Genomic DNA, 15,644 nt, shown 5'->3' with positions numbered 1-15,644 from the left:
CTCTAAAGGGCCGGAATTCCCGCCTCTTCGCAAAAATCCCGGCGCAGGCCGCGCCATGCGCGACCCGGTGAAATGACGGCGTCCGGGGACCCACCCGCCGTTGACCGAGCGCCCGTCCGATGCTTCGTGGTGCCGCGTTGATTTCCAGGAGAGCCAGGTGATGCTGATCGAACCGGACGAGCTCGTGCGCCGACGCGACGGTGAGGATGCGGTCGTGCTCGACTGCGCCTGGTTCGCACCGGAGGCCGGACGCAAGGGCATCGAGGCCTTTCGCGACGGGCATGTCCCCGGCGCCCGGCACTTCGATCTCGAAGCCGCCTCCGATCCGGCCTCGCCCTATCCCAACACGATGCCGACGCCGGAGCATTTCGCCGCGACCCTCGGAGCGCTGGGGATCGGCAATTCGACGCCGGTCGTGATCTACGATGCCACCTATGTCGCGGCGCGGGTCTGGTGGATGTTTCGCCGCTTCGGCCACGACAAGGTGGCGATCCTCGACGGCGGCCTGCGCCGCTGGCAGGCCGAGGACCGTCCCGTCGAGACGGGCGATCCGGCTCAACTACAGGTGAAGGTCTTCACGCCGCAGCCGCAACCGGCGGACCTTGCGGCGTGGCAGGACGTTCTCGCGGCCCTCGAGACCGGTTCGGCGCAGGTGGTCGATGCGCGAACGCCCGACCGCTTCAGCGGCGCTCTTCCCTCCGGCTACCCGGGGCTTGCCAGCGGCCACATGCCGGGCGCGATCAACCTGCCCTGGACGAGCATGATCGATCCCGAGCGCGGCTTCGTCTTTCGCCCGCCAGAGGAGGCCGAGCAGGCCTTCCGCGAAGCGGGGATCGATCCCGACCGGCCGATCGTCACCACCTGCGGCTCCGGCGTCACCGCCGCGGTGCTCGCATTCCAGCTCGAGCGAATGGGAAAATCCGGCTGGCGGATCTACGATGGGTCCTGGAACGAGTGGGGACGCCGCACCGACCTGCCCCGCCAATCCCTCGGCGCAGACTGAGGCGGTGCAACACGATGGCCCAGGCGTCAGACCGTGCTGGTCGCCCCCCCTCTTCGGGCAATGGCTTCCACGACGCGCTTGGCACCGTCGTCGATTGCGTGTTCTATCGCCCAGCGCGCGCCATCCTGATCTCGTGAGCGCAGGGCGGCGAGAAGGTCCTCGTAATTGGCGTGTTCGGTGACCGTCCGCTTCTCGCCGTCGTAAAGATAATTGAATCCCGGCCCGGCCTTCAGCCAGAGCATCTCGATCACGCCCAGAAGTGTAGGCATATTGGCAGCTGCATAGAGGACAAATCGAAACTCCTTGTTGAGGGTCAGCGCCAGATGCGGATCGTCCGACGATTTCGCCGCCAGATAACGGGCGAGCAGCTCGACCATCTGCTCGATCTCGCTGGCCGAGATGCGCAGCGCTGCATTTGCCGCCGCCAGTCCCTCAACCGCCTTCCGCACCTCGGCGATCTCCCCATACTGAGCCCCATCGAGCGTCGGCACCCGGAACGACTGCGACGGTTCGGCGGTCAGGACACCGGAGGCGACGAAGCGCACGAGCGCCTCGCGCACCGGCGTGATGCTCATGCCGAGGCTGTCGGCAAGTTCCCGCGTCACCAGACGCGTTCCCGGCTCCAGGCGGCCTTCAATCAGTGCCTGCCGCAGCACATCCTCGACATGCGCGACAAGGCTCCGCCGCGGCGCCAATCCCATCGGGCCCAACGGCGACCCCGGCCCCCTGTCCCCGCTCGCTTGCTTCATCCTAAGCCCGCACTCCCCTCAGCTCATGCCTTGCACATAAAAATATATCATATATTCTCATTCTGCCCTGATCCGTCTCGCTGTCGCCCCCAGCCCCCGGCGACTCACTGGAGCTGTGTCCTATCATGAAACATATCAGAGCCTTAGCCATCGCTACAGCGGCGCTTCTCGCGGCGCATCTTCCGGCCTCCGCCGCCGAAGAGGAAATCACCATCGCGCGCTCGGTCTCGACGACCGCGATGGATCCGGGCTTCCTGCGCGAGGCGGCGACGATCGTCGACAACATCTTCGACACCCTCGTCATGCGCGACCAGGAGATGAAGCTGGTTCCGGGACTTGCCACCTCCTGGACGGCGATCGACGACACTACCTGGGAATTCAAGCTGCGCACGGGTGTCACATTCCATGATGGCGAGAGCTTCGACGCCGAAGCGGTGAAGTTCACCATCGACCGCATCATCGATCCGCAGGCGAACTCTCCGACTCTCTCCTATATCCGGACCGTCGCCAGCGTAGAAGTTGTGGATCCTGAAACAGTCCGGATCAAGACCGATGGACCCGATCCGCTGCTCCCGACCCGGATGAGCCGCTATCCGGCCTACATCGTGCCGCCGAAATATGTGGAGAAGGTCGGCAACGACGTCTTCGCCTCCAAGCCGATCGGCACCGGCCCCTACAAGCTCGTCGACTTCGTGCCCGACCAGCACGTCATCCTCGAAGCCAACGCCGACTACTGGCGCGGCAAGCCCGCAATCGACAAGGTGACCTTCCGGGCGATCCCCGATGGCACCGCACGCATGACCGCGCTCCTCACCGGCGAGGCCGATCTGGTCGAGAACGTGCCGGTCGATCTGGTGCCGCTGGTCCGCCAGAGCCCCGATGCCGATCTCGTCCAGGTGAAGAACGGCGGCCTAACCGTCTATCTCGGCCTCGTCATGAAGGAAAAGCCGCTCGAGGATCTGAAGGTCCGCCAGGCTCTCGACGCGGCGATCGACCGCAAGGGCATCGTCGACAACATTCTCGGCGGCATGGCGAGCGTCAAGGGCACCCAGGTCGGCCCTGCCGACTTCGGCTATCTCGACGTACCGCCCACCGCCTACGAGCCGGAAAAGGCCAGGGAACTCCTGAAGGAAGCCGGCTATCCCGACGGGTTCTCCATCAAGATGCAGTCCACCCGCCGCTACATGAAGGACTCCGAGGTCGCCCAGGCCATCGCCCAGCAGTTCGGCGACATCGGCGTCAAGATCGACCAGGAGGTTCTCGACTGGGCGGTCTACACCAAGGACGTGCCGCGCAAGGGCCCGATCTTCATGCTCGGCTGGGGCTCGACCCAGACCCTCGACGCGGATGCGGCCATCTACGCCATCATGCGCAGCGGCGAGCCCTATTCCACCGCGTCCGTCCCGGAACTCGACACGCTGCTGGACGAGAGCCGCAAGATCGTCGACCCCGAGGCCCGCAAGAAGGTCCTCGAGGAGATCCAGACGGTCGCCCGGGAGCAGGTGCCGTTGCTGACGCTCTACCAGGAAGACGCCCTCTACGGCAAAGCCAAGAACGTGACGTTCGAAGGCCGGCCCGACGCCCGCATTCCCGTCTTCGACATCAAGCTGGAAGCTGCGCAGTAAGGGATGACGCAGTTCTGGACCGTCCGGCGCAACGCCGATGCCGTGCTCGCCGTCACACTCCTGGTGGCGGTGGCGGCTCTGTGCATCCTCGTTCCGCTGCTGTGGTCCCTCGACCCGGTGCGGGGGGCGCTGACCGCCACGTTCCGGCCGCCGATGAGCGTCATCGACGGCCAGCTCCACCCGCTCGGCACCGACCAGCTGGGACGCGACCTCCTCGCCCGGCTGGGTCTCGGGACGGCGGTCTCGCTCGCCATCGTCCTGTCCGCCTCGGTGATCTCGGTGATCCTCGGCACGGTGCTCGGCATGCTCGCCGGCTACTACGGCGGCTGGCTCGACATCGTCATCATGCGCGCCGTCGACATCCAGATGGCGATCCCCTTCATCCTGCTCATTCTCCTGATCGTCGCGGTCGTCGGCCCGTCCATGGGCAATCTCGTCCTCGTCCTCGGGGTGACCGGCTGGGCGATCTTCGCCCGCGTCGCCCGCGCCCGAACCCTCGAGGTGCGCGAACTGGAATATGTCGAGGCCTCGCGCGCCATCGGCATGTCGAACCTCGCCATCATCTTCCGCCACGTGCTGCCGAACATCGTCGGGCCGCAGACCGTGCTCCTGACCCTCGACCTGCCCCGCCTCGTCATCCTGGAAGCCTCGGTCGGCTTTCTCGGCCTCGGCGTCCAGCCACCGACGCCGACCCTCGGCAATCTGATCGGCGAGGGCCGGTCCTTCATCCTCCTCGCCGACTGGCTGGTGCTCTATCCGGGCCTGGTGATCGGCGCGCTGGTGGTCGGCTGCAACCTCCTCGGCGACTGGCTGGTCCGCCGCGCCGACCGCAGGAACGCCTGAGCCCCGTGAAAACCCTGTCCTTCATCGCCGGCCGGGCCCTGCAAGGGGTGGTGGTCATGATCGGCGTCTCGCTGATCGTCTTCTTCGCGCTGTTCCTGACGGGAGATCCGGCGACGCTGATGCTGCCGCCGGACGCCAACCGCGCCGAGATCGAAGCCTTCCGCCAGGCCATGGGCTTCAACGACCCGGTCTGGATCCAGTATGGCCGCTTCGTCGGCGGGGTGCTGTCCGGCGAGTTCGGCAAGTCGCTGCGCTTTCAGCGCCCGGCTCTCGACCTGCTGTTCGAGCGCCTGCCGGCGACGGCGCTGCTCGCCTGCGTCTCGCTCGCATGGAGCTCGCTGCTCGGCTTCGTCCTCGGCACCATCGCCGCGATCCGCCAGAATAGCGGCATCGACTTCGCCATCCGGGTGATCTCGCTGCTCGGCCAGGCGATCCCGGTCTTCTGGCTGGCGCTGCTCCTGATCATCGTGTTCTCGCTGAACCTGCGCTGGCTGCCGAGCAGCGGCATCGGCACGCCATGGCAGCTGATCCTCCCCTCGATCGCCCTCGGCGCCTACTATTTCAGCGCCATCACCCGGCTGGTGCGCGCCAGCCTGATCGAGGTGCTCGGCGAGAACTACATCCGCACCGCCCGGGCCAAGGGGATCTCCAGCTGGCGCATCGTCGTGCACCATGCGCTGCGCAACGCCCTGATCCCGGTGATCACCGTGCAGGGCATGTATTTCGCCTCGCTGCTCGGCGGCGCGCTGATCACCGAGATCATCTTCGCCTGGCCGGGCATCGGGCGCCTCGCCGTCGAATCGATCCAGACGAAGGACTTTCCCGTGGTCCAGGCGGTGGTGCTGTTCGCGGCCTTCGTCTTCGTGGTGATGAACTTCCTCGTCGACATCGCCTATGTCTTCCTCAATCCGAGGATCCGGCTGTGACCGCGGCTTCCGGAGCACTCACTGAAGCGGCCCTGGCGCTGACGGCGGAATGGTGCGCCATCCCGTCGGTGCGCGGCGACGAACGGTCGCTCGCCCGGCAGGCCGCGGCCCTCACCGACTGGCTGAGCCGAGACCTTGGCGCCGAGATCGTCTCGGCAAGGCCGAGCCGGGGCCGAGCGCCGGTCGTCCACGCCCGCATCGACACCGGCGCTGCGACCAGCGTCGTCCTCTACAACATGTATGACGTGATGCCGGCGAGCGAGGAGGGCTGGCAGGCGCCGCCCTTTGCGGGCGGGATCGTCGACCTCGAAGGGATCGGGCCGAGCTTCGTCGCCCGCGGGGCGGAGAACAACAAGGGGCCGCTGGCCGGCATGCTGACGGTCCTGAAGGACCTCGCCGAGCGGGGCGACCTCGGCGTCAATGTCGAGATCGTCGTCGAGGGCGAGGAAGAGAGCGGCAGCGGCGCGCTGCGGGATTATCTGGCCGAGCCGGACTGCCCGGTGCGGCCGTCGCTCGGCGGGCTGTTCCCGTCCTTCTGCGAATATGGCGGCGGGCCTCCCCGCCTCACTCTCGGCTTTTCCGGCATCGCCAAGGGCAGGATCGGCGTCGAAGGCGGCGAATGGGGCGGGCCGTCGGCCGCGATCCATTCCAGCAACGCGCCCTGGATCGCCAATCCGGCGAGCCGGCTCGTCGCGGCCCTCTCCCGCTTCGGCCAGTCGCCGACCGGGCGGCTCGCCGAGATCGCGCTCGACGCCGAGGCGGGAGAGATCGTCGCAGAGCTTGCGAAGTCCTTCGATCCCATGGCCGAACTCGCCTTCCGCAAGACCCGGCGCTACGCCATCGACGGCGACGCCGAGACGCTGCTCCGCCACGTGCTGTCGACGGCCTCCGCCACCATCTCGAGCCTTGCGACCGAACCTGCCGCCGGCGACGCGGTGATTCCCGCGTCGGCCCATGCCGGTTTCGACCTGCGATGCCCGCCGGGCCTCGATCCGGCCGACTTCGTCGCCGCCTATCGGGCGGCACTCGCGCAGGACGGGCTGGACGGCGTGACGATCGACCTCGCCGATTCCTATCCGGGCCATCGCTTCCCGCGGCAATCGGCCGGCGTCGAGGCGCTGCTTGCCGCCTATGCCGAGACTTCCCGGCCGCCGCAGATCTGGCCTTGGGCGATCGGCGCCGCGCCCGCCTATGCCTTTGCGCCGCACACCCGATCCTTCCTGATCGGCGGTGCCGGGCGGGGCGGCAATGCCCATGGCGTCGACGAGTTCCTGACCCTCGAAGGCTATCCGCGCTTCCTGAGGTCGGTCGAGGCCTGGCTCACCGCCATGGGACGGATGGGAGACGGCGACGGATGATCACGCTTCGCATCCTCTCCCGCACCGAGGCGCTCGCCGCCGGCGCCGGCGACTGGTCGCTGGCGGTGGAGGACGTGCGCGAGACGACGCGGCTCCTGCGTCTCGGCGAGGCGGCAATGGTCGACGAATGCGTCCTGCCGGTCGGCACCGATCCGCGCGAGAAGGCCTATGGCCTGCCCGCCTCGGTCGGCGGGCGCTATGACGCGGCGGGGCTGAAATGGGCGATGCACCGCGCCGCCCCCAGCGCCGAGCTGCCCAGCATCACCAGCACCACCCTCGTCAATCGGCTCAGCGACGGCCGGCCCCTCGGCCTCGTCGAAAGCGCCCTCCTCACACGGATGCGCACCGCCGCCGTCTCGGCCATCGCCATGCGGATGCTCGCCGCAGAGCGGATCCGCAGCGTCGCGATTCTCGGCGCGGGCGCGCAGGCGAAGACCCATGCGGAGATGGTCCGGGCGCTGTTCCCGGGCGTTTCGGCGATCCGCCTGTGGAACCGGACGCCGGAGCGGCGGGACGCTCTCCTCGCCGAACTGCGGCAGGCGGACGGGCCGCCCGTCGCGGCGGCGGCGACGCTGCTCGAGGCGATCACCGACGCCGACGTCGTCCTCTGCTGCACGGCGGCACCGACGCCGCTTCTCGGGCGCGAGGCCGTTCGCTCCGGGCGGCTGGTCGTCCAGGCCGGCTTCAACGAGGTTCGCTTCGGCGCCATCGACGCCTTCGATGCCGTGACCGTCGATCTCTGGGGCGGATTTGCCGAGAAGAGCGCCAAGAGCCTCTTCCAGATGTATCGCGCCGGGCGCTTCCAGCCCGCCCGCGTCGCCGCCGACCTTGCCGCCATCGTGGTCGACGGCTGGCGCCCAGACCATAAAGACTCGGTGTTCTTTTCGAGCTTCGGGCTCAACGTCTTCGACATCGCCCTCGCCGCGCGGGTGCTCGAACAAGCCGAGGCGGGCGGCATCGGGACGGTCGTGCCGCTGTTCTGACGCCCTCGCCGCCGCCGCGTCGGCGTGACCGCCCCGCATTGCGGCTCAGGCCGCCTTGGCCGGCTCCGCCCATTCCTCGCCCCAGACCTGGACGAGATGACCGGGGGAGACCGTCCGCCATTGCCGTTTCGGCGGCACGTAGTCCACCGGGCGGATCGGGTTCCTGATCTCGGCATCGTCGAGCGGCCGCCGGATGCCCTTGCGGGCCGGATCCGGGATCGGCACCGCCGCCAGCAGACGGCGGGTATAGGGATGCTGGGGATTTTCGAAGATCGCCGGGCGCGGCCCGATCTCGACGATCTCGCCGAGATACATCACCGCCACCCGGTGGCTCATCCGCTCGACCACCGCCATGTCGTGGGAGATGAACAGGAAGGCGAGGCCGAGGTCGCGCTGCAGGTCGAGCATCAGGTTGATCACCTGCGCCTTGATCGAGACGTCGAGGGCCGAGACCGCCTCGTCGGCGACGATGAGCCTCGGCTCCAGCGCCAGCGCCCGGGCGATGCAGATGCGCTGGCGCTGGCCGCCGGAGAATTCATGCGGATAGCGGCCCGCCATCGCCGGCTCGAGCCCGACCCGCGGCAGGAGTTCGGCGACCCTGTGCCTGGCCTCCTCGCGGCCGGCGGTGCCGTGCACCAGCATCGGCTCGGCGATCGCCGCGCCGACGCGCATGCGCGGATCGAGGCTGGCGAAGGGATCCTGGAAGATCATCTGGACGCTGCGCCGCAGGAAGCCGAGATCGGCACCCTTCAGGCCGAGGATCTCGCGCCCGTCGAGGGCGATCGAGCCGGCCTGGGCCGGCGTGAGCCGCATGATCGCCCGGCCGGTGGAAGACTTGCCGCAGCCCGATTCCCCGACAAGAGCCAGCGTCTCCCCGGCGGCGAGATCGAAGGAGACATTCTCGACCGCATGGACCCTTCCGGTGACGCGGCCGAAGAAGCCGGACGCCGTGTCGAACCGAGCGGTGAGACCTTCGACGCGCAGCAGCGGCGTCGCGGCTTGGTCCGGCGCGCGGGCGGTCTCGCCGACGCCGTCCGGCTTGCCGGTCGCCCCATCGATCAGCGGGAAGCGGGCCGGCAGGAAGGTGCCGCGCATCGAGCCCAGTTCCGGCACGGCCGAGAGCAGCGCCCGTGTATAGGCCTCGCGCGGCGCGTGGAAGATGGCGGCGGTGTTGCCGGTCTCCACCACCTCGCCCTTGAACATCACCGCCGTCCGGTCGGCGATCTCGGCGACGACGCCCATGTCGTGGGTGATGAACAGGACGGCGAGGTCCTCCTCCTCCTGCAGGATCTTGATGAGTTCGAGGATCTGCGCCTGGATCGTCACGTCCAGCGCCGTGGTCGGCTCGTCGGCGATCAGGAGCTTCGGCCGGCAGGCCAGCGCGATGGCGATCATCACCCGCTGCCGCATGCCGCCTGACAGCTGGTGCGGATATTCGTCGAAGCGGCGCGCCGAGGCCGGGATGCGCACCTTGTCGAGCAGCCGCAGCGTCGCGGCCTTCGCCTCTCGGAAGGACATCGAGTCGTGATGGACGAGCACCTCAGAGATCTGGTCGCCGACCGTCAGCGCCGGATTGAGGCTGGTCATCGGCTCCTGGAAGATCATCGCGATCTCGTTGCCGCGCACCCGGCGCATCGCCGGCTCGGGCATCGCCAGGAGGTCCCGCCCCTCGAGGACGATCCTGCCGGTCAGCCGGCTCGTCTCGCGCGGCAGGAGCCGCATCATCGCCAGCGCCGTCACGCTCTTGCCGGAGCCCGATTCGCCGACCAGCGCCAGCGTCTCGCGCGCATGGACGGCGAAGGAAACGCCGCGCACAACCTCGTGCCACGCCCCGTCGCGAAAGAATGACGCGCCGAGACCGTCGACGCGGATGATCGGATCGGCCATCTTCGTCTCCACCGTGTACGCCTATGATCACCGTCTGCGGCCATGCGCAACGTTCAGGCGCAGAATTCCTTCATACACCACCGAAGGCGTTGCGCCGATCCTACCAAATATATCATATATCACAACAGGAGCGATTGCTTCCACCGTGCCCCGCCACACCCCCTCCGGCACAAGTTCGAGCGCAACATGAAGCTTTCCGACATCCCCCGCATCTCCCTCGGCTTCCTGCCGACCCCCCTCGAGGATCTGAAGCGGATCAGCGCGGAACTCGGCATCGAGCTGACGGTCAAGCGCGACGACTTCACGGGCTTCGGCGGCGGCGGCAACAAGGTGCGCAAGCTCGAATATCTGATGGCCGACGCGGTCGACCGGGGCGTGAAGGTGCTCATCACTACCGGCGGCCACCAGTCCAACCATGCCCGGATGACGGCGGCCGCCGCCCGCAAGTTCGGCATGAAGCCGGTCCTCGTGCTGCGCGGCAACAGGCCGGACGTCATGCAGGGCAACCTGCTGCTCGACCATCTTCTCGGCGCCGAGATCGATTTCCTCGATCCGGACGCCTACTTCACCGAAATCAATCCGCGTATGCAGCAGCACGCCGACGCCGCATCGGCCAGGGGCGAGACGCCCTACATCATCCCGCTCGGCGGAGCGAGCGCGCTGGGCGCGATGGGCTACGTCGCGGCGGTGAAGGAGCTGTGCGAGCAATATGGCGAGGCGGGACGGCCGGCTCCCGAATTGATCGTCGCCCCGGTCGGCTCCGGCGGCACGCTGGCGGGCCTGCTCGTAGGCTGCGCGATGTTCTGGCCCCGGACCAAGGTGATCGGCATTGCCGTCAGCGGCAGCGCGGTGCCGTTTTCCGAGCGTATCGCCGCCATGGCCAATGCGGGCGCCGAGCTCCTCGGCTTCGACAAGCGGTTCGATCCTGCGGACGTCGCGATCGAGACCGGCTATGTCGGCGAGGCCTATGCCGTGCCCAGCGCCGAGGGCAACGCCGCCATCGGCCGGCTGGCGCGCAGCGAGGGCCTATTCCTCGACCCGGTCTATACCGGCAAGGCGATGGCCGGGCTGATCGACTGCGTCGAACGGGGCCGCATCGCGCCCGGCCGGCGCGTGCTGTTCGTCCATTGCGGCGGCTCCCCCGCCCTCTTCCCCCATGCCGAACTGTTGACCCGCGACCGCGCGGACTGAACCGTTTCGCCCGGGCCGCCGCCTGCCCGACGGCCCCACTTGCCGCCGTGCCGCATGACCTGCCATGGATGCCGGACCGAGGGGTCAGACGCGGGAGACGGCGCGATGCGAGGCGGCCGGGCAGGCAGGAACGGGCAAAGCGCAACCTCTGGCGGCGGCAGGCAGCCGGCGACACGGCGGCGGCAGGCCGGACCGAAGGCGCCGGCGCCCGAAACTCACGCCGCCACGGCCGCGCTTCTCCACGCTCTGACCCGCGGCGATTTTCCGGCCGCGGCCGCCGCGCTCGACATTCTGGTCGCCGCCGAGCCGGACAACGCCGCCCTCCACTACAACCACGCCCTCGCCCTGCGGCTTTCGGGCCGGCCACGAGACGGTTTCGCCGCCGCACGCCGGGCCCGCGAGCTCGATCCCGCGAACATCAAGGCACTGTTCGAGATCTCTGCCTGCGGGCTCGAGGCGGGCGAACCGCAGGCGTCCTTCGACGCCGGCATGGCCTATCTCGCCAGCCATCCCGGCGATGCGGATGCAACCCTCAACACCGCCCGCGCGGCGCTGCTGCTCGGCCGCCCCTCCGACGCGCTCGCGGTCCTGGGCGACGTCGCCGCCAGCGCCCTCGGCGACGGCCATCATCTCTGCCGGGGCGAGGCACTGCGCGATCTCGGCCGCTTCGACGAGGCCGAGCGGGCCTGGGCGAGCGTCGATCCTGCCCATGCGGGCATCGTCCTGTCGCTGCGCTCGAAAGGCGCGCGCGGCAGGCTGGCGCTCAATCCCCGGTCGGCCCCGTCCTGAACCGCTTGCGATAGACGCCGGGATCGGCGTCGAGGGCATCCTGGAGGTCGAGGCTCGCGGCCAGTTCCGCATCGTCCATCTCACCGCAGGAGATCGTGACCGCCTCCCGTCGGACGAGCACGCCCTGCGCCACCGGCGTACCGGCCGGAACGACGCCCTCGAAGGCCGGATCGGTCCACAGAGCCGGAAAATGCACGAAGCCGGCCGGGAAGGCGTCCACGAGGCCGGTGAGCGTGCGGAACGGCAGCTCCGGCCGGTTGTGCGGATGGGAGAACAGCATCGACCAGCCCTCCGGCATCTGCAGCGTCCAGGGGTTGGTGAACTTGACGGCGAAGCTCGCCGGATCGGCGCCGGGAAAGCCGGTCAGCTGTTCGGGCAGATGCAGGCCGATCGGCGAGCGCGTGAGCCTCGCGAGCGGATGGGCAGGCAGCCCGCTGTCCCATTCGAAGACGCCGTCCTTCACCTGCAGATCTGCGATCAGCGGAAACAGGACGCCGGCGCCCATGGCGTCGACGAAGGGCGGGCACTGCTTCACGGTGCGCACTTCGCCGCCGGCAATCCCGGAGATGGCGCTGCGCGGCATGGCCTTCAGCCAGGCCGGCAGGTTGCCAGTGGCAGGTCTCGGCTCGGGGATCCTGCCCTTCCAGCCGGGCAGGCAGCGGAACTGTAGCTTCATGCGCGGAACAGTGGCGTGCCGGCACACGCGAGGCAAGCCGCCCTCTCCGCTTGGCGCACGCCCGGCCCTCGCAGCCTCAGACCTTGGCCCCCCTGCCCTCGCAGCTCCAGACCTCGCCCCCCGTCCCTCGCAGCGTCGTCACGCGCCGGTGCGCGCCTGCCGCTCGGCCCGCACCCGGCCGCTTGCCCAGATCAGCGAGGCGACGATGGTCACGACGATGAAGATGACGCCGATGGCGTTGATCATCGGCGACAGGCCGAAGCGCATGCGGCTGGCGATCTCGGTGACCAGCGTATAGTCCGGCCCGATCGCGAAGAAGGTGGTGGGAAAATTCTCGATCGACTGCAGGAAGGCCAGCACCGAGGCCGTCGCGATGGTCGGCGCGAGGAAGGGCAGCGTCACCCGCCGGAAGGTGAAGAGGGGCGTCGCGCCGAGGTCGGCAGCGGCCTCGTCGAGGCTGCGGTCCTGGCGCGACAGCCGCGCCATGAACAGGAGCAGGCAATAGGAGGCGATGAAGGAGGCCTGGGCCATCATCGCCGTGAACAGCCCCGCATCGACGCCGAAGGCATCGCGCCAGAAGATCATCGAGGTGCAGCCGAGAACGATGCCCGGGATCATGATCGGGGCGACGAGAACGGTGTAGAGGAAACCGTTCGCCCGGCTTTCGAGCCGGGTCAGAAGCAGCGCCCCGGACAGGCCCAGCGGAATGGCGATGACGATGACGCCGCAGGCGATCAGCAGCGAGTTCATCAGCCCGGTCATCATCCGCGCATCGTTGAAGATCGCGGCGAACCATTTCAGCGTGAAGCCCTGCCAGACGGTGATCGAGGGCGAGGGATAGGCGTTGAAGGCCGCCGCCACCATGATGACGATCGGCGCGAACAGAACGACGAAGAAGACGCCGAGATAGAGCTTGATCAGGACGGATCCGGCGCCACTGGCAAAGAAGCGCGTTCCGGAATTCGTCCGCACTCCGACATCGAGGACGGGCGGCTCGCCGACGGTCGCACTCATTTGGCGATCTCCCGGATGGACACGCGGAACAGCGACAGCACCATCAGGATGAAGACGATGCAGCTGAAGAGCAGCATCAGCGAATAGGCCGAGCCCTGGTTCCAGTTGCCGCTTTCGAAGAACCGCCGGTAGATCACCTGGCTGAACCAGTCCGGATGCAGGCCGCGGCCGAGAAGTTCGGGCACGGTGATCACGCCCGCCGACAGCATGAAGACGAGGATCGCTCCCATGGCGATCCCGGGCTTGGCGTGGGGCATGACCACCCGGTAGTGCACACGCCACACCGAGGCGCCGAGATCGCGCGCCGCCTCGACCTGGCTGCGGTCGAGGGTGCCGAGGGCGTTCATCAGCGGGAACATCATGAACAGGACGAAGGTGTAGGCGGAGACCAGGAACACCGCGTTGTTCGAGGCCGCCCATTGCGGCCCGTCGCTGCCGACGAGGCCGACCGCCTGCAGCGCCGAATTGAGGACGCCCTCGCGGGCGAGGATCATCACCCAGGCATAGACCCGCAGGAGTTCGTTGATCGAATAGGGCACGACGAGGAGGAGCAGGATCACGCCGGCCCCGAGCGCTCCCTTCAGGTTCGAGGCGAAATAGGCGACCGGATAGCAGACGACGAAGGCGATCAGGGTGACGAGGGCCGCGTAGAAGATCGTCTTGACGAAGATCGTCAGATGCAGCGGCGAAATCGTCGAATAGTTCTTGAAGGAATAGCGCGGGGCGTTGGCTTTCGCTTCCACGAGTTCGGCCTGCCGCTCCTTCAGCGACGCCATTTCGGCCTGTGCCGCGGCACGCCGCGTCTGCAGGTCGGCGATCTCCCGGGCGATGGTGTCCGACGTGCGCTCGGCGGCAGGGCCGGCCCCGAAGGACGGCAGCAGCGAGGGCGCCGAGGGAGAGGGTGAGGGTGAGGGTGAGGGTGAGGGTGACGGCGACGGGGGCTCGACCGGGTTCGGCCGGTTGCCGGCAGAGGGAACGCTCATGCCGGGGACGAGGAAGCCGCCGCCGCCACCGGCCTCGGCGCCGCTTGCCGCACCGGGGGACGCGGCCCTGAGATCGGCCTGTTCCCGCTCATGCGCCGCCAGATCGTAGTCCATCGTCGCGATGTCCCGCGACAGCCGGTTCACGGCGGTGTTCGTCCGGGTCAGCTCGTCGCCGCGGTCGACATGGACGAGGGAGCGCTCCGCCATGGTCAGGAGCGGCGCGGCGATCATGCCGCCGATCCACAGGACCACCAGGGCGACGATCAGCGTCGTCAGCGGCCCGCCATAGGTGCGCAGGAGCGTGGTCATCTCAACCTCTCGCCGCCATGTCGGCGCCCGCATCGTCGACCCGTGCCGCGGCATCGGCGGCGCCGCTCGCGGCGGTCATGACGATGGCGTCCTCCGGCCGGAAGCCGATCACCGCCGGGCCGCCCTCGGGATGCGCGCGTCCGTCATTGGCCAGGTGCAGGACGATCCGGCGGCCGGTCGCGTCGCGGGCGACGAGATTGAGGTAGGGGCCCTCGAGTTCGCGCCCCTCGACCCGCGCGCTCAGCCGGTTGCCGTCGTCGGTGTCCGGGCCGGCGAAGCCCGTGCGCTCCGGGCGGACCATCAGGATCGCCTCGTCGCCGACGGAAACGTCGATCATGCGGCGTCCGGTGAAGGTGCCGCCGGGGCCGTCGAGGCGGGCGAAGCCGTTCTCGATCGCGGTCACCCTTCCGGCAAAGACGTTCTGCTCGCCGACGAAACCGGCGACGAAGGGCGTGGCGGGCGCGTCGTAGATTTCGGTGGGGGTGCCGACCTGCTCGATCCGGCCCTTGTTCATCACCGAGATCCGGTCCGACATGGTCAGGGCCTCGCCCTGGTCGTGGGTGATGTAGATGAAGGTGACGCCGGTGCGCTTCTGCAGCGAGCGCAGCTCGGTGCGCATGTGCTGGCGAAGCTTCAGGTCGAGCGCCGACAGCGGCTCGTCGAGGCAGAGCACCGCCGGCTCGACCGCGAGCGCACGGGCGACCGCCACGCGCTGGCGCTGGCCGCCGGAGAGCTGGTCCGGCCGCTTGTCGGCATGGGCCTCGAGGGCCACCAGCGCGAGGAGCTCGTCGGCCTTCTCGCCGCGCTCGCGCTTTGACATGCCCCGCGCCTCGAGACCGAAGGCGACGTTGTCGCGCACGCTCATGCGGGGGAACAAGGCGAGCGACTGGAAGATCATCGCGGTGGGCCGTCGGTTGGCCGGCAGGTGGTCGACCGGCTCGCCGCCGATCAGCACATGGCCCCGGCTCGGCCGCTGGAAGCCGGAGAGGATCCGCAGGAGCGTGGTCTTGCCGCAGCCGGAGGGCCCGAGGATGGAATGGAATTCGCCGGCGGGAATGGTGAGATCGGTCGGGTGCACGGCGGTGTAGCCGTCGAACACCATGGTGATGCCGGAAAGCTCGACGCTTTTCCCATCCATGCCGGAATATCCCCTCGTTGCAACTCCGGCCGGGGCCTGAAGGCCAGCCGCACCCATTCTTCCGGCGACCCGAACCGCCTTGTCACGCGCTGTCCGACCGATCGGACCGGACAGCATGTGAAATCCGCGTGGCGACCGACCGGAGTTATCGACAGGTGCTGAAGTTCGAT

At 68.6% G+C, this 15,644-nt stretch carries 14 protein-coding genes; 8 read left to right on the top strand and 6 right to left on the bottom strand.

Translation table 11 applies throughout. From position 1 onward, the window contains the following. The first annotated feature begins 160 nt into the window (after positions 1-160). A complete protein-coding gene (locus tag ATO4_RS03725) occupies positions 161-1,003 on the top strand; it encodes a sulfurtransferase (RefSeq protein WP_083590058.1) in 843 nt (280 codons plus the stop codon). A 26-nt stretch (positions 1,004-1,029) separates the two neighbouring features. Here the strand turns inward: ATO4_RS03725 and ATO4_RS03720 are convergent, their stop codons facing one another. Continuing rightward, entirely contained in the window at positions 1,030-1,752 is a 723-nt protein-coding gene (locus ATO4_RS03720) for an FCD domain-containing protein (protein WP_210191012.1), read from the bottom strand. 125 nt (positions 1,753-1,877) lie between these two features. Between ATO4_RS03720 and ATO4_RS03715 the strand changes: the two genes are divergently transcribed. Genes ATO4_RS03715 through ATO4_RS03695 form a run of 5 tightly spaced genes read left to right on the top strand, consistent with a single transcriptional unit; the run spans position 1,878 to position 7,487 of the window. Next, the gene (locus ATO4_RS03715; RefSeq protein WP_083590056.1) at positions 1,878-3,377 is read left to right on the top strand and encodes an ABC transporter substrate-binding protein; all 1,500 of its coding nucleotides are present in this window, start codon (positions 1,878-1,880) and stop codon (positions 3,375-3,377) included. A 3-nt stretch (positions 3,378-3,380) separates the two neighbouring features. Next, a complete protein-coding gene (locus ATO4_RS03710; protein ID WP_083590055.1) occupies positions 3,381-4,220 on the top strand; it encodes an ABC transporter permease in 840 nt (279 codons plus the stop codon). 5 nt (positions 4,221-4,225) lie between these two features. Continuing rightward, positions 4,226-5,146, top strand: a complete 921-nt coding sequence (locus ATO4_RS03705; RefSeq protein WP_210191011.1) for an ABC transporter permease — start codon at positions 4,226-4,228, stop codon at positions 5,144-5,146. Next, positions 5,143-6,504 carry a M20/M25/M40 family metallo-hydrolase gene (locus ATO4_RS03700; RefSeq protein ID WP_139802229.1) on the top strand — a complete coding sequence of 454 codons (1,362 nt, stop codon included), beginning with the start codon at positions 5,143-5,145 and terminating at the stop codon, positions 6,502-6,504. Before ATO4_RS03705 ends, ATO4_RS03700 begins: the two co-directional genes overlap by 4 nt. Then, complete coding sequence (locus tag ATO4_RS03695; RefSeq protein ID WP_139802228.1) at positions 6,501-7,487, top strand: ornithine cyclodeaminase family protein; 987 nt, start codon at positions 6,501-6,503, stop codon at positions 7,485-7,487. The genes ATO4_RS03700 and ATO4_RS03695 overlap by 4 nt, the downstream gene beginning before the upstream one ends. 45 nt (positions 7,488-7,532) lie before the next feature. On the opposite strand, the gene ATO4_RS03690 is transcribed toward ATO4_RS03695, so the two are convergent. After that, complete coding sequence (locus ATO4_RS03690; RefSeq protein ID WP_083590054.1) at positions 7,533-9,374, bottom strand: ABC transporter ATP-binding protein; 1,842 nt, start codon at positions 9,372-9,374, stop codon at positions 7,533-7,535. A gap of 186 nt (positions 9,375-9,560) precedes the next feature. On the opposite strand from ATO4_RS03690, the gene ATO4_RS03685 reads away from it, so the two are divergent. Both ATO4_RS03685 and ATO4_RS03680 read left to right on the top strand, forming a co-directional pair. After that, positions 9,561-10,565, top strand: coding sequence for a D-cysteine desulfhydrase family protein (locus ATO4_RS03685; RefSeq protein WP_083590053.1), 1,005 nt, complete (start codon positions 9,561-9,563; stop codon positions 10,563-10,565). 105 nt (positions 10,566-10,670) lie between these two features. Beyond that, the gene (locus ATO4_RS03680; protein WP_176222847.1) at positions 10,671-11,354 is read left to right on the top strand and encodes a tetratricopeptide repeat protein; all 684 of its coding nucleotides are present in this window, start codon (positions 10,671-10,673) and stop codon (positions 11,352-11,354) included. Here ATO4_RS03680 and ATO4_RS03675 read toward each other — a convergent pair. The 4 genes from ATO4_RS03675 to ATO4_RS03660 all read right to left on the bottom strand — a co-directional run bounded on the left by ATO4_RS03675 (position 11,329) and on the right by ATO4_RS03660 (position 15,474). Beyond that, entirely contained in the window at positions 11,329-12,030 is a 702-nt protein-coding gene (locus tag ATO4_RS03675; protein WP_083590051.1) for a hypothetical protein, read from the bottom strand. The genes ATO4_RS03680 and ATO4_RS03675 overlap by 26 nt on opposite strands. Before the next feature lie 138 nt (positions 12,031-12,168). Continuing rightward, on the bottom strand, positions 12,169-13,044 hold the full coding sequence (locus tag ATO4_RS03670) for an ABC transporter permease (protein ID WP_083590050.1): 876 nt from the start codon (positions 13,042-13,044) through the stop codon (positions 12,169-12,171). Next, positions 13,041-14,336 (bottom strand): ABC transporter permease, encoded by a 1,296-nt coding sequence (locus ATO4_RS03665; RefSeq protein ID WP_083590049.1) that lies wholly within the window; start codon positions 14,334-14,336, stop codon positions 13,041-13,043. Before ATO4_RS03665 ends, ATO4_RS03670 begins: the two co-directional genes overlap by 4 nt. A gap of 1 nt (position 14,337) precedes the next feature. Beyond that, the gene (locus ATO4_RS03660; protein WP_083590048.1) at positions 14,338-15,474 is read right to left on the bottom strand and encodes an ABC transporter ATP-binding protein; all 1,137 of its coding nucleotides are present in this window, start codon (positions 15,472-15,474) and stop codon (positions 14,338-14,340) included. Between the last annotated feature and the right edge of the window lie 170 nt (positions 15,475-15,644).

Source organism: Aurantimonas sp. 22II-16-19i (assembly GCF_002088275.1).
Lineage (GTDB): Bacteria > Pseudomonadota > Alphaproteobacteria > Rhizobiales > Rhizobiaceae > Jiella.
Note: the sequence above shows the minus strand (reverse complement) of the source record. Positions and strands in the feature narration are given on the sequence as shown.